22 protein-coding genes are annotated in these 22151 nt (G+C 36.6%); 8 read left to right on the forward strand and 14 right to left on the reverse strand.

Annotated elements, in window-relative coordinates; all coding sequences use genetic code 11:
• Window positions 1-3: 3 nt before the first annotated feature.
• Together leuD and leuB are read left to right on the forward strand one after the other, a co-directional pair.
• On the forward strand, window positions 4-612 hold the full coding sequence (leuD, locus tag EL165_RS02820; RefSeq protein WP_002979646.1) for a 3-isopropylmalate dehydratase small subunit: 609 nt from the start codon (window positions 4-6) through the stop codon (window positions 610-612).
• Complete coding sequence (leuB, locus tag EL165_RS02825; protein ID WP_002979645.1) at window positions 593-1717, forward strand: 3-isopropylmalate dehydrogenase; 1125 nt, start codon at window positions 593-595, stop codon at window positions 1715-1717. Before leuD ends, leuB begins: the two co-directional genes overlap by 20 nt.
• A gap of 81 nt (window positions 1718-1798) precedes the next feature.
• On the opposite strand, the gene EL165_RS02830 is transcribed toward leuB, so the two are convergent.
• The 10 genes from EL165_RS02830 to EL165_RS02875 form a co-directional block, all read right to left on the reverse strand.
• Window positions 1799-1990, reverse strand: a complete 192-nt coding sequence (locus tag EL165_RS02830; protein ID WP_002979644.1) for a hypothetical protein — start codon at window positions 1988-1990, stop codon at window positions 1799-1801.
• A 72-nt stretch (window positions 1991-2062) separates the two neighbouring features.
• Complete coding sequence (locus tag EL165_RS02835; protein ID WP_041461495.1) at window positions 2063-2668, reverse strand: DUF4230 domain-containing protein; 606 nt, start codon at window positions 2666-2668, stop codon at window positions 2063-2065.
• A gap of 3 nt (window positions 2669-2671) precedes the next feature.
• Entirely contained in the window at window positions 2672-3235 is a 564-nt protein-coding gene (locus EL165_RS02840; RefSeq protein WP_002979642.1) for a TlpA family protein disulfide reductase, read from the reverse strand.
• Window positions 3236-3238: 3 nt separating this feature from the next.
• Entirely contained in the window at window positions 3239-3706 is a 468-nt protein-coding gene (locus EL165_RS02845) for a pyrophosphohydrolase domain-containing protein (RefSeq protein WP_034694493.1), read from the reverse strand.
• Between the two features lie 97 nt (window positions 3707-3803).
• Complete coding sequence (locus EL165_RS02850) at window positions 3804-4541, reverse strand: energy transducer TonB (RefSeq protein ID WP_002979640.1); 738 nt, start codon at window positions 4539-4541, stop codon at window positions 3804-3806.
• Between the two features lie 104 nt (window positions 4542-4645).
• Complete coding sequence (locus tag EL165_RS02855; protein ID WP_002979639.1) at window positions 4646-5056, reverse strand: hypothetical protein; 411 nt, start codon at window positions 5054-5056, stop codon at window positions 4646-4648.
• A gap of 10 nt (window positions 5057-5066) precedes the next feature.
• A complete protein-coding gene (locus tag EL165_RS02860; RefSeq protein WP_002979638.1) occupies window positions 5067-5780 on the reverse strand; it encodes a glycohydrolase toxin TNT-related protein in 714 nt (237 codons plus the stop codon).
• Between the two features lie 439 nt (window positions 5781-6219).
• Window positions 6220-9150, reverse strand: a complete 2931-nt coding sequence (locus tag EL165_RS02865; RefSeq protein ID WP_002979635.1) for a reprolysin-like metallopeptidase — start codon at window positions 9148-9150, stop codon at window positions 6220-6222.
• A 358-nt stretch (window positions 9151-9508) separates the two neighbouring features.
• On the reverse strand, window positions 9509-10006 hold the full coding sequence (locus EL165_RS02870; RefSeq protein ID WP_002979634.1) for a DinB family protein: 498 nt from the start codon (window positions 10004-10006) through the stop codon (window positions 9509-9511).
• Window positions 10007-10024: 18 nt separating this feature from the next.
• A complete protein-coding gene (locus EL165_RS02875) occupies window positions 10025-11164 on the reverse strand; it encodes an acyl-CoA dehydrogenase family protein (protein WP_041461782.1) in 1140 nt (379 codons plus the stop codon).
• Window positions 11165-11342: 178 nt separating this feature from the next.
• Between EL165_RS02875 and EL165_RS02880 the strand changes: the two genes are divergently transcribed.
• From EL165_RS02880 to EL165_RS02905, 6 genes are all read left to right on the forward strand, one after another.
• Entirely contained in the window at window positions 11343-13253 is a 1911-nt protein-coding gene (locus EL165_RS02880; protein WP_002979632.1) for an endonuclease, read from the forward strand.
• 447 nt (window positions 13254-13700) lie between these two features.
• On the forward strand, window positions 13701-14306 hold the full coding sequence (locus EL165_RS02885) for a SatD family protein (protein ID WP_002979630.1): 606 nt from the start codon (window positions 13701-13703) through the stop codon (window positions 14304-14306).
• A gap of 2 nt (window positions 14307-14308) precedes the next feature.
• Window positions 14309-15004, forward strand: a complete 696-nt coding sequence (locus EL165_RS02890) for a DUF3307 domain-containing protein (protein WP_002979629.1) — start codon at window positions 14309-14311, stop codon at window positions 15002-15004.
• Between the two features lie 36 nt (window positions 15005-15040).
• Window positions 15041-15763, forward strand: a complete 723-nt coding sequence (purC, locus tag EL165_RS02895; RefSeq protein WP_002979628.1) for a phosphoribosylaminoimidazolesuccinocarboxamide synthase — start codon at window positions 15041-15043, stop codon at window positions 15761-15763.
• A gap of 99 nt (window positions 15764-15862) precedes the next feature.
• Window positions 15863-17362, forward strand: a complete 1500-nt coding sequence (gene purF, locus EL165_RS02900) for an amidophosphoribosyltransferase (protein WP_002979627.1) — start codon at window positions 15863-15865, stop codon at window positions 17360-17362.
• Window positions 17363-17499: 137 nt separating this feature from the next.
• Window positions 17500-18447, forward strand: coding sequence for a glycerophosphodiester phosphodiesterase family protein (locus EL165_RS02905; protein ID WP_002979626.1), 948 nt, complete (start codon window positions 17500-17502; stop codon window positions 18445-18447).
• 100 nt (window positions 18448-18547) lie between these two features.
• Here the strand turns inward: EL165_RS02905 and EL165_RS02910 are convergent, their stop codons facing one another.
• The 4 genes from EL165_RS02910 to EL165_RS02925 all read right to left on the reverse strand — a co-directional run bounded on the left by EL165_RS02910 (window position 18548) and on the right by EL165_RS02925 (window position 22146).
• Complete coding sequence (locus EL165_RS02910) at window positions 18548-19267, reverse strand: porin family protein (RefSeq protein WP_041461781.1); 720 nt, start codon at window positions 19265-19267, stop codon at window positions 18548-18550.
• A 358-nt stretch (window positions 19268-19625) separates the two neighbouring features.
• The gene (locus EL165_RS02915; protein WP_002979624.1) at window positions 19626-20333 is read right to left on the reverse strand and encodes a porin family protein; all 708 of its coding nucleotides are present in this window, start codon (window positions 20331-20333) and stop codon (window positions 19626-19628) included.
• A 412-nt stretch (window positions 20334-20745) separates the two neighbouring features.
• The gene (locus EL165_RS02920; protein ID WP_002979623.1) at window positions 20746-21339 is read right to left on the reverse strand and encodes a porin family protein; all 594 of its coding nucleotides are present in this window, start codon (window positions 21337-21339) and stop codon (window positions 20746-20748) included.
• A gap of 159 nt (window positions 21340-21498) precedes the next feature.
• Complete coding sequence (locus tag EL165_RS02925) at window positions 21499-22146, reverse strand: porin family protein (RefSeq protein WP_002979622.1); 648 nt, start codon at window positions 22144-22146, stop codon at window positions 21499-21501.
• Between the last annotated feature and the right edge of the window lie 5 nt (window positions 22147-22151).

Raw genomic sequence — 22151 nt, forward strand, 5'->3', positions numbered from 1 at the left:
TACATGCAAAAATTAATTATTATAAAATCCACTGCGGTTCCGTTACCGGCAGAAAATATAGATACAGATCAGATTATTCCTGCAAGATTTCTTAAAAGTATAGACCGAAAGGGTTTCGGAGAGAATCTTTTCAGAGACTGGAGGTTCAATATTCATACAGGAGAACCGAATCCTGATTTTGTTTTAAACAATCCTAAGTTCAGTGGTGAAATTCTTGTCGCCGGAAATAATTTTGGTTGCGGAAGCAGCAGGGAGCATGCCGCGTGGGCATTAACAGATTATGGATTTAAAGTTATCATTTCAAGTTATTTTGCTGATATTTTCAAAGGAAACGCCCTGAATAACGGACTTCTTCCTGTAAAGGTTTCCGAAGGATTTTTAAAAGAAATCTTAGAAGGAATCAATGAAAATCCTGATCAGGAAATTGCTATCGATGTGGAATTACAATCTGTCAGTTTCAAGGATGTCACAGAAACCTTTGAACTGGACTCTTATAAAAAAATATGCCTGCTGAACGGTTATGATGATATTGATTTCTTAATCAGCAGAAAAAAAGCCATTACAGAATTCGAACTAAAAACACAAAAAACAAATGAACGACAATTATTTTAAAATCGCGGTTCTTCCCGGAGATGGGATCGGCCCGGAAATTATCGGTGAGAGCATTAAAATATTAGATACTATTGCTGAAGTTTTTCAATGTAAATTTCATTTTGACTACGGATTAATCGGCGCAGAAGCTATTTTTAAGACAGGTAATCCTCTGCCTGAAGAGACCTTAAAGATATGTAAAGAATCAGATGCTGTACTTTTCGGAGCTATCGGCGATCCGGTGTTTGATAATAATCCGGAAGCAAAAGTAAGACCTGAACAGGGATTATTAAAACTTCGTAAAGAGCTGGGATTGTTTGCCAATATCCGTCCGTTGAAGACCTATCCGTCATTGATTGATAAGAGTCCGCTGAAGAGAGAAATTATTGAAGGAGCTGATATCCAGATTTTCAGGGAACTGGTAAGCGGAATTTATTTTGGTGAAAAATTTACAGACCCGGAAGGTAATTACGCTTATGATGTCTGCAAATACAGCCGTGAAGATATTATTCCGATTGCACATATGGCATTTCAGGAAGCCCAGAAAAGAAAGAAGAAACTTACGCTTATTGATAAAGCGAATGTTCTGGATACTTCGAGATTGTGGAGAAAAACCTGCCAGGAAATTGCTCCTGAATACCCTGATGTACAGCTTGATTATATGTTTGTAGACAATGCCGCCATGCAGCTGATTCTTAATCCTAAGCATTTTGATGTTATTTTAACGGAAAATATGTTTGGAGATATTATTTCAGATGAAGCAAGTGTGATCGGTGGTTCTATCGGGTTGTTACCATCTGCTTCAGTAGGAGAGAATAATGCTCTGTTTGAGCCTATTCATGGGTCTTATCCTCAGGCTAAAGGGAAAGGCATTGCCAATCCTGTGGCTTCTATTTTAAGTGTGGCTATGATGCTGGATCATCTTAATTTACAGGCCGCAGCCGACAAATTGAGACAATCAGTAGAACATGCTATTGAAAATAAATACGTCACTATTGATCTTAATACGAAACAATATTACTCAACAAGTGAAGTGGGAAGCTTTATTTCAGACCATATCAGATATTCCGAAACATCATATTATAATTTTGAAAATGTAAAGATCGGGAAATCCACCATTGTATAGAAAACAAAAGTTCAGTTAGATAGTTAGAACGAAAAGTTCCGCCTCGTATGAGACGGAACTTTTCAATTATAAAAAGTCTTATTACTTTTTGTCTTTTGTATTATCCGTTTTTCCTGATTTGTTCTTTGATGATTTCCGGATATCTTCTTTATCAATATCAGGTGGATTGGTCTTTTTCGATGCTGCAGGAATATTCTGAAAATCCTGATTTTGCTTTTTGGTCTCTGCTGTATTGGCAGATTCTTTCTTTTTGGTGTTTCCTTTTGTATCCATAACTTTACATTTTAAGTTCCAAGAACATGTAAATTATTATTCAAAGGGTTTGCCAAACGGAAAAATTTTATCCTAAAGGCCCAAAATACCAATTTTACCGGTTTTATCCTCTATGGTATAATTCAGGGCTTTTGCCAAAACAAAAATATTATTCAGGTTTTCCATCAATTGTTTTCGGCCTTCGTTTCTCAGCTGATTCTGGTCAATTGATTTTTCTGCTGTTTCCTTAGCTTTTGCTGTAACATTTTTAATATCCTTTTCCGAAATCCTGTTAATGAAAGAATCATCCAGAGATTGGATCTCAACGCTTGGCGTAATTCTTATCTCAGCATCAGGAAGCTCGGTAATCACCAGTTTTTTATTGATGGAATCTACCTCAATCTTCATTTTATTGAGATCATAGGAAACCTGTGCATTCGTTTTGGTATAGGTAATAATACTGTTGCTGGAGATTTCTTTTCCAAAAACTTCATAACCCATTTTGGTTTTCTGCATGCTGGAAGTATTCTGTTCCAATACGACCATTTTATTCATCTTGGAAATCTGATTGGTCAGGATGTAATAATCCGACTGTTCTGTTTTATTTCCGAGGTTCAGACAGGACTTCAGTCCAAAAAACAGAAGCACCATAGCGCCGGCACCGGCCACAAAGGATAATATGGTTCTATAATTTCTCAAAATCTATTTAAAAATTTCTTTGATAACAGACGAATCGTTCTTTTTCAAAATTTGAACTAAATCTCTTTCAATATACCCGGTGGTAGGCATTTCTATAATTCTTCCAACCTCTTTACCATATCTTTTCAGAATAATGGTAGGAACTTTCTGAAGATTGTAAAGGCTTTCATCCCCGGTTGGAGATTCTTTTTTGCGGTTTACGGCAATGATAGTCAGTTTATTTTCCGGATAATTTACGGCTTCCAATATCTTCATCAGCCTAGGAAAATCTCTGTGGCTGTCTTCACACCATGTTCCCATGAAAACAATGATATCATAAGACCCGATTTTCTCTTTTTTTAATTCACTGACTGCTTTTTGGTCAAGGGCATATTCATCATGTTCCTTTACATACCAATCTGCATAAGGCGCTTTTAAAAACTGCTCCTTCAGTTGGTTTCCCAAAAGCATTTTGCCGTCATTCTGAGTTTCAACCTCGCGGTTTACCACTACTTTTTGAGCGCTGAGCTGTTGTGCAGCCAGAAACAAGCTTGAAACGGCAACAATATTGGTAATAAATTTTTTCATATTTTATTTTTCGATAATAGATTTTAAATCAGCAGGAGAGTAGTATTTGTTTTTTAATACTTTATGATCTGCCTGTCTGTAAACATTAAATTTTTCTCCGGATTTTTCATAGAAAGATTCTACTTCCTTTTCCTTGTAAAATTCAACTGTTTCTTTTGCCTGCTCTTCATTATCACATGCTTTCGACATATTGGAACGCTGAACTTCGTTGAATAGCTCTACAAATTTGTTGCCAAGTCCGAATTCCAGCACAGCACCACTTAAAACATACTGTAAATCACAAAGTGCATCTGCAATTTCTACAATATTGTTATCAGCAATTGCCTGTTTTAACTCATTAAGTTCTTCCTGTAAAAGTTCTACTCTGAGATTGCATCTTTCCGGAGAAGGAATTTGTGGGGTATCTAAAATAGGGGCTTTGAAAGTAGTATGGAATTCTGCTACTTGGTTCAGACTATCAATTTTATCCATGAATTTTTTATTTCCCACAAAGATAGAAAAGGATTTGTAAAATGTGAAATATACAGGGATAAAATGCAAAGTACAAAAGAACTGCTTTTCGAGAATCTTAATCTAAATCTCTTGATTTAAAATTGAATGGCATTCTGAATTTTGATTTTATAGGTTGTCCTTTAATTTTTCCGGGATTCCATTTTACTTTAATTTTTTTCAAAATAAATTTAATATCCTCAAAAAACTGTTCACTATTATCTATTTTAGGTTCGATATCTACAGTAGAAATACTGCCGTCCGTATCTATGATGAAAGAAATAATAAATTTTCCGTTCGCACTATAGGATGTAGGATCTAAATATCCTTCCAGTTTTTTATGGATTTCTTTTCTCAACTCATGCGATCCGCCAGGCAGGTCAGGATATTGGTATAGTTTTGAAAGGTCGTAATCGGATTTATAATTTTCAAAAAAGTCTTGTGGAAAAAAAGGGAAATCAAAATAAGCAATGGCTTTTTCTCCGTTTTCTTCCGCAGGATGCCAGTTTTTCAGGCTTCCTATAGACTTGATAGCGAGATCGAATGCACATTTATTTTTTTCTATAATAGCATCATCACTCTTTTTCTTTACCAAAGAAGGTTTACCGGTGTTATCAATTTTTAAGGTTACAAAATACATCTCGTTTTTATCACAAGGTTTTGCGCCGCTTTTCAGAAAATAGTTCTGCATGTCTGCAGACATTTGGACAGGACCTTCTTTATAAGGGAACTGACCTTCAGGATATTTAGACAGTGTTTTTTGTGAAAATACTGATCCAAAGCATAGGGCAAAAAGAAATAGGGCTGTTTTTCTCATTTGTAGAAGTGCTTCATGGTTGAAATTAGTTTGTCTGCTAAATTAAGAAAAAGTCTACAACTTAAAGCTGTAGACTTTTATAATAGTAATAGAAATGATTTCAGTTATTCGTATTTCCAGATACCGGAAATCGTTAATATTTCCAGGCCCGGCTGCTTTTCTCCATAGCTGAATATACAGATATACTTTGAGTGGCATGAAGTACAATCGGCACCAAAGTATAAAGTCGGAAGATCATTAACGGTGAATTCTCCGAAATGAAGCACTCTTTGAGAGGTTCTGTTGACCATTCCATTTTTCAACAGTTCGTCTTTGGATACTACTTTATCTTCATGGTAAAGCTGAAGGATGGGAAACCCGGATTCATAGGGAGCTATTACAACTGAATTTTTGTTCCCGCAATCACAGCAGCTGAAAGTGGTTATTGCTGAAGGCAGAGCTTCATCATTGATGAAAGAGCTTTTTTCAACAGAAGCTTTTCCGGTAATGCTTATTGTTTCTGATATTGAATACATTTGGGCTGATTTATGGCTGAATAACTGTGCCTGCTAAGTTATTATATTTTCCGCTGGGACTTCTCTTAATGGTAACTTTTATATAGCCTTCTTCTGCAAGCTTATTCCATGTTTTCTGATAACCGGTATTGATATCAATCGGAATTTTCCACATGGTTTGTTTTCCTTTTCCAGCCTGGCCAAACCATGGAATAATATCTGCGGTCTGGGTTTTAAACTGCATTGAATTATTCAGGACATCAATTTCATAATAAAAATCATATTTGTCTTCAGGCTGATTTAAGGCTCTTTGCGTAAAAGTATAGGTATATCCGTTGATGATCGGGCTGGTAAAACTTCCGCCTAACGTAGGAACGCCATTGCCGGTATAATTGCCCACAGCTCCGCTGTATCTGTCAAATTTCTGTCCAACCTGTAACGGAACATCATCAACGATATTGTAACCGCCGTTGGCAGGCGGCCATCCACCATTTAAATTGTTTGCTTTGAAAAGTGCTTCCAGTTCGCTCCATTTCCCCTGTTTGTAAAGATCGTAAGCCTGATTTCTTACAGGCTGGCTTACACTGTTATTCGGATCATAAGTTGCTGCCAGTTCATCAGCATTTTTATAGAATACAACGGTGACATCAGAATTGGCTTCCGGTTCATCATCCCTGTCAGAGCTACAGGCGACGGAGAAAGTGGTGATCGTTAAGATAAAAAAGTACTTAAATAAATGTTTCATATAAAAAAATTAAATTATTTTAAAATTATTAAGGTATTAAAGGGGACTCCCTTTTTGAAACATTATTTCTTTACATATGCCTTAAGTGGAAATGCTAAGGTGAAAGTGGTAATACTTTGCAGTCAATATAACTGGATTTAAGAACCGGAATTGTTCAAGTACTAAATGATCCCAAAACAGAGTCAAAAGAAGCAACAGTGTTAAATGTTAAAAACAGTTTCGGAGCTCCCTTAAATACAAACTGGGTAAACAGTACAATAGAATATTATTTGATAAATTTAAATCAAAAAACTCAAATATTGGTGATTTTTTATTTTAAATAAAATGATTATGTAAAGTTAATAACAGTTATAAATGTTTTTCATGTAATATTTTACATAAAAAAATAAAACTGCCCCGTAAAGGGCAGTTTTTTTCACATCGTTTAATTTTAAAGTTATTAATTTTTAATAAATCTCTTAGAGGATTCTCCGATTTGAATCATATAAGCACCTTTGATAAGATTGCTTACGTTTACAGAACCTCTCTGAAGTTTTCCTGAGTCAATTAGTTTTCCACCCATATCGAAGATTTTATAATCTTCTGAAGCTGTATTGGAAATGTAAAGGATATCTCTTACAGGGTTTGGATAAAGCTTCACATCTGTGATCAGATCTTTGGTATTCTGAATATCTCCTTTTCCTGAAGATACAATGTTAAGCGTGTAATCCTCAACCTGCCCATAAGTAAATGCTTCACAAGATGATGTAGGGATAGAGCTGTATTTCATCATTACTCTCATTCTTGTAGAACCAACAGTTGCTGTAGATGGAATTGTGATAGATCCTGTTACCGGGCTGGTTGTAGAACCTGCTTTTGTCCATGCCAGTTCTCCACTGTCTGTAAAGTCTCCGTCACCGTTGTAATCAATATAAACAGCGTATGCTTCGCTATATTTTGTAGAGGTCCAAACCGGAGTGATGGAAATTGTATAGGCATTTCCTCTTGTAACATTCGTAGAAATTGAAGTAAAGTTTTCATAACCTGCAGTTCCTGTAGAAGTATTATTAATAGATCCGAATGTTACATTTCCGATTCTTTCATCAGCTGTATTGGATGCTGAAGAAGAACAGTAAGTAACCGTTCCGCCTGAAAGAGTGGTAATGCTTACTGTATTACTGGAAACAGAAGCATTTCCTGCTGCATCTTTTGCTTTCACTGAGAAAGAGTAGGTTGTTGAAGGAGTAAGTCCTGTTACGGTATACGTTGTAGAAGCAGTTGAACCGATTAATGAAGCCCCCTGATATACATCATATCCTGTAACCCCTACATTATCTGTAGCACCAGACCATGAAAGGTTGGTTGTTGTAGAAGTTGTTCCTGAAGCAGCAAGGGTAGGAGCTGTAGGAGCAACGGTATCAGGAGTTCCGGAACCTGCATTTACAGAAATATTGGCATTGTTGACATCAAAGAAAATGTGGTTTGATCCTTTTACCATAATTCTTCCTGTAGTTGTATTCGCATTAGGAATCGTTACAGCCTGTGAGCCGTCATTCGGAGTTCCTGCCAACAGTGTAGTCCATGTATTTCCACTATCTGTTGACCATAAGATATCTACATTGGCTGTATTTACTCCGTTTGCAGTAGTTCCTGCCACATCCCAGGTTACAGTTTGGGAACTTCCTCCGGCATATGTTGTAGCAGAGTTTTGTGAAGTTACCAGGAATGGTCCTGCAGTGGAATTAACTGTGATAACAGCATCATCAGAATTATTTCCTGAACCTCCTGCTTTGTTGTCACGAACGGTAAATCTGAAGTTTAATGTTCTTGCAACAGAAGAAAGCGCCTCTACAGTGATTTCAGAGCCCGCTGTTGTGGTTGCACCTGTCAGGATAGAAGCCATTCGTGGGAAATATCTTACAGGTACTGTTGTTGGAGTCCATGATCTGAAGTTAGGTCCTGAAGCTTTTGTTGCACTAGCTGCCGAACTTGCTCCTGTCTGAGAAGAAGAGGCGTTGTCCATCTGTTCCCAGATATATGTTAAAGAATCTCCGTCGGCATCCGTTCCGGTACCTGTCAGTACAAACGGAGTTCCTTTTGGAATAGTATAGTCTAAACCTGCGTTGGCAGTAGGAATTGAGTTTCCTGTATTGGTATTGACAGAACAGGTTTTAGCTTTAATATTATTGGTAATCTGCTGAATGCTTATCGCATGGAAGAATGCATCGGAATGAGGCTGGATATCCTGGCTTGTAATTCCTGCATATCCCATGATGGTTGATCCTGATCCCGGTTCCATATTAGCACCTGTACCTTCGTTGCTCATGGAGAACGTGTGATTACCACCAAACTGATGTCCCATCTCGTGAGCTACATAGTCGATGTCAAAATTATCTCCTGAAGGAATAGCATCTGCCGGAGAAGTGTATCCGCTTCCTTTTGATCCGTTTGTACAGATACAGCCGATACATCCCGCATTTCCACCGCCACCTGAAGCACCGAACAGGTGTCCGATATCGTAATTTGCTTCACCAATGACAGAGGTTAGAGTACTTTGTAACTGAGAATTCCAGTTGCTCATTCCTGAAGCTGCAGAATAAGGATCGGTAGAAGCGTTGGTGTAAATTACAGAGTCATTGTTGGCGATAAGAACCATTCTTGCTGCAAAATCTTTTTCAAAAACACCGTTTACACGGGTCATCGTATTGTTCATTGCAGCCAGGGCCTGTGCTTTGGTACCTCCAAAGTACGTAGTGTATTCACCTGTACAGGAAAGTGCAAGTCTGAATGTTCTCAGCTTGGCATCGTCCGCATTAGGTCTTGCTGCGAGTGAGGAATTTGAAACTCCTTTCTGTGCGGCTTCTACTACTGTACATTCAAATTTGTTAAGATCATCCTTTTTATCAGATTTTCTGTACACAACGTAGGAGGAAAGGTCTTTTGTGTATGGCTCAATGAATACAGCTGATTTATCGCCGTAAATTTCCATTGATGACAGTCCGAGTGGAGAAACACTGAAATAGACTGTGGAATTAGGATCATCCAGACCTTGTCCTACATAAGACTTGATATCCGGATATTTTGCTGCCAACTCAGGGGCAAAATTGGAATTCTCCCTCACTTTGAAATTTTCCATTCTACCTTCAGAATTCGGAAAAGAAATAATGAGTTCTGATTTTTCGCCTGCAGCCAGTCTTTTGGGAGCTTTTGCCAGAGCATTTTTCAATCCGTTAATGTCCAGGTTGTAAACCTTTGGATTGTTGATGCTGTTTTTGTTTTCAAAGATCTCTGATGAAGCTTTTCTGGAACCTTCAGTCCAAAGACGGTCAGTCTGTGCGAAAGAAATACCCGAAACAAGGAGCATTCCAATCAGCGTTAATTGTTTTTTCATATTAAATATTAAATTTGATTGTGGAATATCAAAGCTAATAAAAAATATATTATGGAAAACAAAATTTTTTAAGGAAAATTTAGACTTTTAATATAATATATTATGCGATACATTATATATAATTGAAAAAGCTCATTAATAAAAGAAAAGCGAAAACGATAAATTGAATTTTAATTCATATAAATGTGTTTTATTTATTAATTTATTAAAATGAGACAATATATATTGATGATTATTCAATTTTTATAGCAATATCAGTTTAATTGAATTTGTTGAAAATTGATTTACTACATTATATTTTATTGAAAAAAAAGCTGTTTCATTTTGAAACAGCTTTTTCTATTTATTCAATTTTTAATTACATTTTATCATCAGCGGTGGGTCCATAAAGTCCGGGAACTTTATTTCCGGTTGATCTTAAATAAACAACCAGTTCACCTCTGTGATGGTACAAATGGTTATAAAGAAAAGCTCTTATCACCTGAACTTTGGGCATAGGAGGGAAAAGTACATTTCCGTCCATTTCCATTTTCCACTCGTTGAAATAGGTATTTTCGTCAGAGTTTTCAAGAGCTTTCTGTGCATTGGCAACATTTTCTTCAAATTTTGCAAGGATATTTTCCACTCTGGAAATATCTCCTTTATCATACCTGTAAGCGCCCATATCAAAAATATCCTGATTGAAAGTGGGCTCATACCAGTTGTATACTTCTGCAATGTGGGAAGCCAGCTGACCGGTGGTCCAGTTTTTTTCAGACGGTTTCCAGTCTAGTGCGCTGTCAGGGATTGCCTGTAAAATTTTTCTGGTGTTTTCGGCTTCATGCAGAAACTCACCTAAAAGTGCCTGTTTAATCATTTGTATCGGGATTTGAAATTATTTCGTGATATCTCTTCCAATTACCAGTCTCTGGATCTCAGAAGTACCTTCACCAATGGTGCAAAGCTTAGAGTCTCTGTAGAACTTCTCAGCAGGGAAGTCTTTTGTGTATCCGTAGCCTCCGAAGATCTGGACAGCATTATTAGAGATTCTTACGCAAGCTTCAGAAGCATATAATTTTGCCATAGCTCCTTCTTTTGTCATTTTTTGTTTTGCATTCTTAAGAGTAGAAGCTCTTTGGATAAGAAGTTCAGCAGCATCAATTTCTGTAGCCATATCAGCCAGCATAAAGTTGATAGCCTGGAAGTCTGCAATTGGTTTTCCAAACTGATGTCTCTCTTTTGCGTATTTCAAAGCCGCTTTGTAAGCTCCTCTTGCGGTACCTAAGCTTAATGCGGCAATAGAAATTCTACCTCCGTCCAAAACTTTCATAGCCTGTTTGAAACCTTCACCTACTTCACCTAAGCGGTGAGAATCCGGTACACGTACATTATCAAAGATCAGTTCTGCTGTTTCGGAAGCACGCATTCCCAGTTTATTTTCTTTTTTTCCTGAAGTAAATCCGGGCATACCTTTTTCTAAAACAAAGGCTGTAGAATTATTTTTAGCTCCTTTTTCTCCTGTTCTCGTCATTACTACGGCAATATCTCCCGAAATAGCGTGTGTAATGAAATTTTTAGCTCCGTTGATGATCCACTCGTCACCGTCTCTTACAGCGGTAGTAGACATCCCTCCTGAATCTGAACCCGTATTGTGTTCTGTAAGTCCCCAGGCTCCGATTACTTTTCCGGAAGCCAGCTGAGGAAGCCATTTATGTCTCTGTTCTTCATTTCCAAATTCATAGATATGATTGGTGCAAAGTGAATTGTGTGCTGCTACAGAAAGACCAATAGAGGGATCAACCTGAGAAATTTCGTCCAGAATAGCAACATATTCGTGATAACCTAATCCGGAACCTCCATATTGTTCAGGAACTACGATTCCCATAAAGCCCATCTCACCTAGTTGGTGGAATAAGTCTTTTGGAAAAGTCTGGCTTTCATCCCATTCCATAATATTCGGTCTGATGTTCTTTTCTGCAAATTCTCTAGCCGTCTCCGCTATCATTTTAATGTTGTCAATAGTCTCAGTATTCATATAATAATAGTTAGTTCCCAAAGATAACCAAATTGATGGAATGCCAAAACAAATTATTTTATCAGGGGCAATGCTCTTAGTTTTCAGTTTTTTATGTGTGAGAATTAATATTTTCTTAATCAAATATTGAGTTTCCTGAATTTTTAATTTCACTATTTTAGTTGCCCAATTTTACGGTATGAAAAAAATTCTACTTCCTGTTATTTTAATTTCCTCTTATATTTCTGCACAGGCTCCTGCCGGATATTATGACGGTACTGCCGGATTAACGGGGTATGTCCTGAAATCAAAACTTCATGATATCATTTCGGAAAAAATGATTAACTGGCATTATGATGATCTTAAAGTATTGTATGGGCAGACTGATCTTGACAAATATTATGATCATGACGCTTCCAATACTCAATACCTGTTGGATATCTATTCTGAGATTCCTTCAGGGCCTGATTCTTATGAATATACAGTGGACCAGATCATTGCGGGTGCCAGTGTGGAAGGAATGGGCTACAACAGAGAGCATATGATGCCTCAAAGCACCTTCAGTACAAGCTCATCAATCAGTGATTACCCGATGTATTCCGATCTGAACTTTATTATTCCTGTTGATGCCTATATCAATCAGAGGAGGAGTAATTATCCTTATGGAGTTGGCAATACTACCAACCATTATATTTTCAGCAATACTTCGAGGATATCAAATGCAGCAATCCCCAATTATCCCTATACAGGAAGAGTTTATGAGCCTATTAATGAATTCAAGGGAGATATTGCAAGGAGTTTGTTGTATTTTGCTGTAAGATATGAAGGGAAATTGGGCTCATTCAATACAGCTTATACTACATCAGCTAATCTTACTCCTGCAACTGATCAGTGCCCGCTTGACGGAACGGAAGAAAGGGCTATCGACCTTCCATATGTGGCCATGCTTAAGCAGTGGAGTGCAATGGATCCTGTCTCCCAAAGAGAAATTGACAGGAATAACACCATATATACGCTACAAAAGAACAGAAATCCATTTATTGACCATCCTGAATGGATTGATATGATCTGGTCCGAAACTCCCGACAATATTCCTCCTGCAGCACCGGGATCACTGGCTTCTACACAGCAGAATGCTCATTTTATCAATCTGAGCTGGACTGCTTCTCCTGATACGGATGTTTTAGGATATCGGGTGTATATGAATGGATCAACGACGCCTGTTGCGGTTACAAAAGGAACATCTGTCAGCATAGATCATCTGAGCCCGTCAACAACTTACACTTTTACGGTGAAAGCTTTTGATAAAGGATATCTGGAATCGCCTTTCAGTAATACTGTTACAGCTTCAACCATTGCTTCGGATACCTATGCACCGGATCTTATGATCACCAAATATATTTCCGGAACGAATACAGAATTCATTAAGAATAATGCACTTGAAATTGTTAATAAAACAGGACATGAGGTTAATCTGAATAATTACAGGATCAACATCCAGTTCAAAAATACAAACACCGGAGCGATCTATAATGGTGATACCTATGAGTTGGAAGGGAAAGTAGGAAACAATGAAACTTTTGTTATTCTGAATCCAAAAGGAACCCTGTCATGCTACACTCCTGATCAGGCAAAATTTGTAACAGCATCTGATCCCATGATGTTTGCAGGGGAAAATTATGTAGAGCTTGCTTATAATAAAACAGTTACGGTAGATGCTATCGGGGTAAAATACACCATTAATAATAACGGTAATGTATCTTTATACAGAAAGAATACCATCAACCAGCCTACCAGCACATTTACTATCAGCGAATGGGATTCTTATCCATCCAATTACTGTCAGAATCTCGGCACACTGTCAACCTCAGAATTGTTTGCTGATCATAATGAATTTACCGTCTATCCCAATCCGGTTGATGATCATCTTTATGTAACCGGAGAAACTGACAAAATAAAAACGGCCTGGATCATAGATCTTTCAGGAAAAGTGATTTATACCGAAAAAGATCCTTTCAGATATAAGAAAGATATTGCTGTACAAGATATTCCAACTGGAATTTACTTCTTAAAGCTTGATGAAAAGGCACATCAGTTTATTAAAAAGTAAATGAAATCAGATTTAAATGCTATTAAACCTAACAGGTTTTTAAAACCTGTTAGGTTTATTTTTAGTAATACATAAAGGAAATTGATAAGATCGTTTCACTTTGCTCACACTGATTCTTTTAGCCCTGATAGCAGCGGTTACCCCGGAGCGTAAGTGGGAGAGCTGGAGGGGTAAAGAGCGTGGGATAGGCAGGAGCGAGGAGTATGAGCGGATAGCAGGAATAAGCTTCTCGTTAAAAAAACTTGAAAAAAGTAGAGTTAAAGTAAATGTAACTGTAAAGATTTCACTTATTTTTTTGCTTTTTCCCAATTTTTAGATTTGATGTAACGCCTTAAAAACCTTATGTTTACTGCATCATCGATATAAGCAGATTCGCTAATAATCAATATCTATAAGGGTTTCTGCTTATATTTTTTATATATAAGTAATTATGCTTATATTTGCAGTATGATAGCGGTCATTACCGGTGATATTATAAATTCACAGCATGCGGACACTGAAGTTTGGATTACCAGGCTTAAACATCTTCTCGAAAAATGGGGAAGCGCTCCTCACACATGGGAAATCTACAGAGGTGATGAGTTTCAGTTCAAATGCAGGATTGATGACGTTTTCTGGCGATTTCTAGCCATAAAATCTCTTATTAAAAGTGTTGAAAATTTAGATGTAAGAATGGCCATCGGTATTGGTGAAGAAAGTTTCTCTTCTGAGAAAATTACTGAATCTAATGGTACTGCTTACGTGAATTCCGGAAGACTGCTGAATGATCTTAAAAGTGACGGACATACCGTTGCTATTAAAACATCCAGTGATTCTGTAGACAGAGATCTTAATATTCTGTTGAAATGGTCGTCCAAGGATTTTGACAACTGGACCATGGCTACAGCAGAGATTATTCATGAAATGATCATGAACCAGGATATCACCCAGGAAGATCTTGCCAAGAGATTTGCCATTTCACAGTCTTCGGTAAGCCAGAGACTGAAGCGAGCCAACTATGAGCTCATCGTGGAAACCAATCAGTATTTCAGAAAGAAAATCTCAGAACTATAAGCATGATCTTCATCAAACTCATATTGGCACATCTACTCGGAGATTTTACACTTCAGCCAAATTCATGGGTTGCAGATAAGGAGAACTATAAACTGAAAAGTAAGTATTTATACCTTCACGTTCTGATACACACTGCTTTAAGCTTTATTTTCCTTTGGGATCTTCAGCTTTGGTGGGTAGCCGTTCTGGTAGGATTTACTCACTTTATTATTGATGCAGCCAAGCTTACATTTCAAAATGTAAAAACTAAGAAAAGATGGTTTTTTATTGACCAGCTGCTGCATATTTTAGTGATTGGCGGAATTTCTTTTTATTTCCAGGAATTCAGTTTCGGATTTTTACAGAATCAGGAATTTTTAAAGATAATCATGGCGGCATTGTTTCTTACAACCCCTGCTTCTGTTTTTATCAAAATTTTATTGTCATCATGGACACCCGCTCCGGATGGCCCAAACACTATTCAAACCGAATCTTTATCAAGTGCCGGAAAATATATCGGAATTTTAGAACGTCTTATGGTCTTCACTTTTATCATGGTGAACCACTGGGAAGGCGTAGGTTTCATGGTGGCTGCCAAATCTGTTTTCAGGTTCAGCGACCTTGCACAGGCAAAACAGAGAAAGCTCACAGAGTATGTACTGATTGGTACACTGCTGAGTTTTGGACTGGCTGTCTTAACAGGAATAATAATAAAATAAATCAATAAATCTAACTACAATTTAGAAAGTAAAATTATGAGTCAAAAGAAAGAAATGTTGTACGAGGGGAAAGCAAAACAAGTATTTGCAACCGATAATCCTGATGAAGTAGTAGTACGTTTCAAAGACGATGCTACAGCATTTAACGCTCAAAAAAGAGGTCAGGTAGACCTTAAAGGGGAAATGAACAATGCCATCACTACCCTTATTTTTGAGTACTTGAATGAAAAAGGGATTAAAACTCATTTCATCAAAAAACTAGACGAAAGAGAGCAGCTGGTAAGAAAAGTTTCTATCATTCCTTTGGAAATGGTTGTAAGAAACTATTCTGCAGGAAGCATGGCACAAAGATTAGGAGTGGAAGAAGGAATTAAATCTCCGGTAACCATCTTCGATATCTGCTATAAAAAAGATGAGCTGGGAGATCCGCTTATCAACGATCACCATGCCGTTTTCTTAGGAGCAGCTACTTATGAAGAGCTTGACGAAATGTATGAGCTGTCTTCAGATATCAATGACATTCTTATCGAACTGTTTGACAAAATCAATATCATTCTGGTAGATTTCAAAATCGAATTAGGAAAAACTTCAGACGGTGAAATCATCTTAGCTGATGAGATCTCTCCTGATACCTGCAGACTTTGGGATAAAGATACCATGAAGAAATTAGACAAAGACAGATTCAGAAGAGACCTGGGAGAAGTTACTGAGGCTTATGTTGAAATCTACAACCGTCTTAAAAATCTTTTACAGAAATAAGATTTAATTTATTTAAAGATTAAACCATTTAAAAATTAAACAGGCTGTAATCTTTTTAATCATTAAATTTTTTAATCTTTTAATTTAGAAAAAATAGAAATGAAAAGTTTAGACATTCATAAAAGTGAATATTTAAAACAGTTTGAAACCCAGACTTACGGAAGAAATCTTTTCAGAACTCAGGAAGAGGAAAGACTGGATGCTCCTAATGAAGAGTGTGGGATCTTCGGATTGTATTCGGATAGTGATCTGGATACATTCTCTCTTTCGCAGTTCGGGCTTTTTGCTTTGCAGCACAGAGGCCAGGAAGCCTGTGGTATTTCCGTCCTGAAAGAAGGGAAAATCACAAATATGAAAGACGAAGGACTTGTTTTGGATGTTTATAAAGACATTCACGAACCTGAAACTTTTATGGGAAATTCTGCAATTGGTCATACCCGTTATACCACTGCAGGAGATAAAAAGAAATATAATTTTCAGCCATTTTTCGCAAAAAACGAATATGACCAGATTATACTTTCTATAGCACACAATGGTAACCTTACCAATGCAAAAGAATTAAAAGCAGAACTGGAAGCTGAAGGCGTTGTTTTCAGAGCGACTTCCGATTCTGAAGTTATCCTGAGACTCATCCAGAAAAACCTTGATTTAGGTCTTCGCGGAGCTATCAAAGCAACCATGGAAAAGATTGAAGGTGCTTATTCTGTAGTTGGAATGACGAGAAACAAATTCTTTGCATTCAGAGACTTCAATGGTATCCGCCCGCTGGTGTTGGGAGCTATTGATGAGAAATCGTATGTTGTAGCTTCGGAATCTGTTGCCTTAGATGCTGTGGGAGCACAGTATGTACGTGATATCCTTCCCGGTGAAATCATTTATACCAATGAAAACGAGCCTGGAAAACTTCATTCTTATATGATGGATGAGACGAAAGGAAAGCAGAGAATCTGCTCTTTTGAATATATCTATTTTGCAAGACCTGACTCTACGCTTGAAAACATCAATGTATATGAGATCAGAGAAAAATCCGGTGAAAAAATCTGGGAACAGGCTCCTGTAGAAGCGGATTTGGTAATTGGAGTTCCGGATTCTGGAGTTCCTGCTGCCATTGGTTTTTCAAAGGCTTCCGGAATCCCTTTCCGCCCGGTTCTGATCAAAAACAGATATATCGGAAGAAGTTTCATCGTTCCTACACAGGAAATGAGAGAAAGGGTAGTGAACCTTAAACTGAACCCGATTATCTCTGAGATGAAAGATAAAAGAGTCGTGATCATTGATGATTCTATTGTGCGTGGAACAACATCAAAAAGACTGGTTAAGATCCTAAAAGACGCAGGAGTAAAAGAGATTCATTTCAGAAGTGTTTCTCCGCCAATTATTGCTCCTTGTTACCTTGGAATTGATACACCGTCCAAAGATGATCTGATCTCTGCAAATATGTCTACAGAAGAGCTTAAAAACTACCTTGGGGTAGATTCTTTAGAGTTTTTGAGCATAGATAACCTAAAAGAAATTTTAGGATCTGCTAATCACTGCTTTGGATGCTTTACAGAAGAATATCCTGTAGGAAAAGGAGAAGAAACAGATTTATTCAATTAATCTCTTTAATGAAATAATAAAAAGAACCGGGTATCAACCTGGTTCTTTTGCTTTATAAAATGTAGTAAAAGCTTAATATTCCCTTATTATACAGTATACAGCGGAGTTTTAATTTTATCAGATTAAAACTTCAGGATATGAAAAATATATTTTTAACCGGTGTTTTTCTGCTGGTGGCTCAATTTTACTTTTCACAATCTTTCGATAAGCAGGCTCACCGCGGAGGAAAATCTCTTTTTCCGGAAAATACAATCCCGGCCATGAAAAATGCTTTACAAATGAATGTGACTACATTGGAAATGGATCTGGCCATCACAAAAGACAAGAAGGTAATACTTTCCCATGATGCGTTTCTTTCACCGGAACTGGTTACAAAACCGGATGGAACTTATATTCCCAAAGATTCAGGTTTTTATTACAAAATTTATGAAATGCCTTATGCGAAGATTAAAACCTTTGATGTAGGCTTAAAAAAGCTTGACAGATATCCTGATCAAAAGAAAATGAAGGCTCAGAAACCTCTTTTTTCAGACGTAATAGATGCCTGTGAAGCATACGCCCGTGAATTGAAAAGACCGTTACCTTATTATAATATAGAAACAAAAACGCGTCCTTTCTCAGACAATATATTTCATCCGGAGCCTAGAGAATTTGTTGATCTGATGATGAAGATTATTGTTGAAAAGAAAATACAGGATAGAGTAATTATCCAGTCTTTTGATCCCCGAACGCTGGAAATAATTCATAAAGAATATCCTGAAATCAAGACTGCTTTGCTTGTAGAAATGGTAGATGATAAAAAACGGACTCAGCAGCAGGCTTATTTTAAAAATATTCCTCTGGAAAAATTTAAGATGTATCCCGATCATCTGAATGGAGTAGCAGGAGATATGAAATTCCTGAGTTTTACTCCTACGATTTACAGCCCTGAACATACTCTTGTAACAGCACAATTGATAAAGGAATGTCATGCATTGGGTATGAAAGTAATCCCATGGACCGTAAATACCAGAGAAAGATTAAAAGAACTAAAAGATATGGGGATAGATGGCGTTATCAGTGACGATCCCAGAATATTTGAATAAATATCAGATTTTGCTACAATATAAATCGCCGGAAGAATTTCTTCCGGCGATTTTATAGGTGCTGGTTAATGCACTTAGGGTTAAAAAATTGGTTCTTTACTTAGAATTTATAGTTCAGACCTAACTGGAATACTCTGTTGTTATTTTCAGCTGCCGGTCTGCTCTTATCGATTTTTGTAAGGCTGTTCACATATCTTGCATTGATACCAATGTTCGGCGTGATATCATATCCTAAACCAAGACCTAATCCGAAATTGAATCTGTTGATCTGATCTTTGTCAATATCTGTAGAGTGAGAACTTGTAGTAGTGGTTGTAACACCTCCTGTAGTGCTTGCTACAGTTGATTCTCCTTTATTTTTCCCGTTGATGAAATAACTGAATTCAGGTCCTGCTTCAATATAAAAATTATCTACAGGTCTCATTTGAACCATTAACGGAACTGAGATATAGTTCATTTTTACTCTGTCCTCAACTCTAGTCTTCACATTCGTAACTCCATTATCAGTTTCTGTAGATGAAATCACATCTTTTGCTCCCATTTGATTGTATAATACCTCTGGCTGGAAGCTGAATTGTCTTGAAATTGGAATATTAACGAATGCACCAGCGTGGAAACCTAATTGCTGAGAGTTGATCCCGAATTTCTGCTTGCTGAAGTAAGATGAGTTTCCTCCTGCTTTAATACCGAATCTAACCGGTTGAACATCTTTTTTTAGTGGCGATGCTGTTACTGTATTGGTCTCTGTTTTTGTTTCTGTTTCCTGAGCAAAAGCTAATACACCAGCAGTTAATGCTAATCCTAAAAATAACTTCTTCATAATTTTATTTTTTAATTTTACTATTTGTGTGTCGATCATTTCAATCAGACCCGAATTATTTTGCAAATTGCTTGCCAAAGTTGAAAAAGGTCTGTTTATAAGGGTTTGGGAGCGGTTTTTTAAAAGATTTTTTTTAACCATTTATCCCTTTTTATTGAATAAATGTACTGCTATACCCGTTATGTATGAAAAGAGTTTAATGTAAAAAATACTTTATTGCTGATCAACGAAATAATGAAAAATTAAAAAAATGAGAGTGTTTTTACACAAATAAAGAGGTATTTTGGATTGTTTTTTAAGCCGGACATAAAAAATACCGGACTTTGTGCCCGGCATGCGTTTTTGAAAATTAATATCTCTATTTAAATTGATAAGCAACTCCAACCTGGAGTACATTATTTCTTACCTTATTATTATAATAATCATGCTTAAAAATGTCTGTGATACCTGCTGTAAATCTGGCTGTTACACCAAAGTTCCGGGTAAAATAATATCCTGCACCCATTCCTATCCCAAAATTGAATCTATTGTAAAGGTCCATTGAGATTTTATTGGAAAAGCTTTCATTATAAATGCTTACCGTACCATTGTAAGTATTTTGAGCTCTTTGGTCTCCTTCAACTTTTCCGCCCAGAAGAAGCCCGAATTCCGGTCCTGCTTCTACATAAAGCTGAGGAAGGATATGATATTGAACCATTACAGGCAGAACAAGGTAGTTCAGATTGGTCTTATAATTAAATTCCTGTATTATCAACTGATTGCCCAAGGCAGATCCATAGGTATATTTCCCTTCTGTTTTTGAGCCCATTTGGCTAAAAAGAAGTTCCGGCTGTACACTGAATTTTTCTGCAACAGGAATATTGACAAATACGCCGATATAGGAGCCAAGCTTTAACTTTTGGTTATTGTCAGCATTATCAGCTTTACCAGTGCTAAGTGTAGAGGCATTGAATCCTGCTTTAACACCAAATGTGACGGGAGATTTTGAAGAAACTGACTGTTGTTTTTCCTGAGCGTTCAATAAAAGTGATCCGGCCAATGCCAGTCCTGAAAATACCTTTTTCATGATTAAAGTTTTAAACCGATTAATGCAGCAAAATATCTGCCATAAAAGAGAAAAGTAATATAAATCGCACAATAAGCGAAAAAGTCAGGCTTAAACTAATAAACCTGACTTTTTCTATTGAAATCAAAATGTATTTTCATTGTTGAGCAAAATACTTTTCAGTATTCTGTTGTTTCGGACAAACCGATGCAGTTCTCGTTAAAAGTTTATGGTAATAGTTAGGTTTCAGTTTTATATCCAGTTGAATTAAAATAAATGAATTACGCTTACTTATTGTATAACAGGAACTGTAAGTTGGAATTCCGGATTAGGGTACAATCAGTACTCAATACGCAAATTTCTTGCCAAAATCATTTCTAAACAAAAAAGCCGGATTTATTAAATCCGGCTTTGTATTGACATAAGTTTTTTATTAGAATTTATAAGCTAAACCAAACTGGAATACTCCGTTTTTAGCTTTATCTTCAGATAGATCAGGTCTGTTTTTAGCAACATCTGTTAAACCAGCAACATATCTTGCTGTAACGCCGATATTCTGTGTGAAATAATAGCCTGCGCCAAGACCAATTCCGAAGTCAAAACCTTTAAATAAGTCTTTAGCATCTGCAGAATTAGAACCAGATTTAAGTTTTGAATTAATCAAAAAGCTGAACTGAGGTCCTGCTTCTAAATATAAGTTAGGCAGAGCATTATATTGAAGCATTAATGGTACGGAAATATAATCTAAATTTACTTTAAGATCATTAGCACCTTTAATTTTTGCTCCCATTCCGCTGTACAATACTTCCGGTTGGAAAGAGAAGTCCTGCGCTACTGGAATATTAGCAAATACTCCTCCGTAAAATCCTGCTTTAGAATTGAAATCGTTTTCAGTAAGAGTTGAAATATTAAGACCTGCTTTTAATCCAAATCTAACGGGAGAAGTTGAAGCAGCAGAAGCTGAAGTTTTCTGAGAGAATGCGAAAGTTCCTGCTACTAATGCAAGACCTAAAAAAATCTTTTTCATAAGTTTTTATTTAATAGTTTTTAAGTTTTATTTAACATTTCTTTAACTAACAAATCTTATGCCAAAGTGAACAAGCTGTTAATCATACATAAAAAAAGACCAGATTAAAATAATCTGATCTTTCTATTGAATATAAAATTTGTTATTGAATATATAAGCTTATTTGAATTTATAAGCTAATCCTACCTGGAATACATTGTTTCTTACTGCATCACCAGAGTTGTTTTTATAAATATCAGTAAGACCTGCAGTATATCTTGCTGTAATTCCTAAATTAGGAATGAAGTAATATCCTGCACCAATACCGATACCGAAGTTGAAAGTTTGGAAGTCATCTTTGTTAAGAGTTGCAACCTGAGTATTGTTGCTATTGTTTGTTGAGCTCTTTAACTTATCTTTAGCGCTTACAAGGAAACCGAATTCAGGTCCTGCTTCAAGGAAGAATTCAGGTGTAGCATTATACTGAAACATTACTGGTACAGCAACATACCCTAAATTTCTTGAATATTCACTTTTATAATTATTTCCAAGTACAGTATATTCTCTTGTTACTTTTGAGCCCAAATCGTTGTAAATTACTTCCGGTTGTACACTAAAAGAACTCGCTAATGGAATATTAGCAAAAACTCCTGCATTAAAACCAATTTTTGATTTAGAGTCACTTAGATCTGCACCATTAGATAATGAAGATACGTTCATTCCTCCTTTTACACCAAATGTTACTGGATTAGAAGATGTATTTCCTGTCTGTTGAGCGAATGCGAATGTTCCTGCAGTTAACGCTAATCCTAAAATTAACTTTTTCATAACTT

This window comes from Chryseobacterium gleum, from assembly GCF_900636535.1.
Lineage (GTDB): Bacteria > Bacteroidota > Bacteroidia > Flavobacteriales > Weeksellaceae > Chryseobacterium > Chryseobacterium gleum.

Coding starts and splice junctions, on each gene's coding strand:
- leuD (WP_002979646.1), top strand. CDS start 4: ATGCAAAAATTAATTATTATAAAATCCACTGCGGTTCCGTTACCGGCA.
- leuB (WP_002979645.1), top strand. CDS start 593: ATGAACGACAATTATTTTAAAATCGCGGTTCTTCCCGGAGATGGGATC.
- EL165_RS02830 (WP_002979644.1), bottom strand. CDS start 1,990: ATGGATACAAAAGGAAACACCAAAAAGAAAGAATCTGCCAATACAGCA.
- EL165_RS02840 (WP_002979642.1), bottom strand. CDS start 3,235: ATGAAAAAATTTATTACCAATATTGTTGCCGTTTCAAGCTTGTTTCTG.
- EL165_RS02845 (WP_034694493.1), bottom strand. CDS start 3,706: ATGGATAAAATTGATAGTCTGAACCAAGTAGCAGAATTCCATACTACT.
- EL165_RS02850 (WP_002979640.1), bottom strand. CDS start 4,541: ATGAGAAAAACAGCCCTATTTCTTTTTGCCCTATGCTTTGGATCAGTA.
- EL165_RS02855 (WP_002979639.1), bottom strand. CDS start 5,056: ATGTATTCAATATCAGAAACAATAAGCATTACCGGAAAAGCTTCTGTT.
- EL165_RS02860 (WP_002979638.1), bottom strand. CDS start 5,780: ATGAAACATTTATTTAAGTACTTTTTTATCTTAACGATCACCACTTTC.
- EL165_RS02865 (WP_002979635.1), bottom strand. CDS start 9,150: ATGAAAAAACAATTAACGCTGATTGGAATGCTCCTTGTTTCGGGTATT.
- EL165_RS02870 (WP_002979634.1), bottom strand. CDS start 10,006: ATGATTAAACAGGCACTTTTAGGTGAGTTTCTGCATGAAGCCGAAAAC.
- EL165_RS02875 (WP_041461782.1), bottom strand. CDS start 11,164: ATGAATACTGAGACTATTGACAACATTAAAATGATAGCGGAGACGGCT.
- EL165_RS02880 (WP_002979632.1), top strand. CDS start 11,343: ATGAAAAAAATTCTACTTCCTGTTATTTTAATTTCCTCTTATATTTCT.
- EL165_RS02885 (WP_002979630.1), top strand. CDS start 13,701: ATGATAGCGGTCATTACCGGTGATATTATAAATTCACAGCATGCGGAC.
- EL165_RS02890 (WP_002979629.1), top strand. CDS start 14,309: ATGATCTTCATCAAACTCATATTGGCACATCTACTCGGAGATTTTACA.
- purC (WP_002979628.1), top strand. CDS start 15,041: ATGAGTCAAAAGAAAGAAATGTTGTACGAGGGGAAAGCAAAACAAGTA.
- purF (WP_002979627.1), top strand. CDS start 15,863: ATGAAAAGTTTAGACATTCATAAAAGTGAATATTTAAAACAGTTTGAA.
- EL165_RS02905 (WP_002979626.1), top strand. CDS start 17,500: ATGAAAAATATATTTTTAACCGGTGTTTTTCTGCTGGTGGCTCAATTT.
- EL165_RS02910 (WP_041461781.1), bottom strand. CDS start 19,267: ATGAAGAAGTTATTTTTAGGATTAGCATTAACTGCTGGTGTATTAGCT.
- EL165_RS02915 (WP_002979624.1), bottom strand. CDS start 20,333: ATGAAAAAGGTATTTTCAGGACTGGCATTGGCCGGATCACTTTTATTG.
- EL165_RS02920 (WP_002979623.1), bottom strand. CDS start 21,339: ATGAAAAAGATTTTTTTAGGTCTTGCATTAGTAGCAGGAACTTTCGCA.
- EL165_RS02925 (WP_002979622.1), bottom strand. CDS start 22,146: ATGAAAAAGTTAATTTTAGGATTAGCGTTAACTGCAGGAACATTCGCA.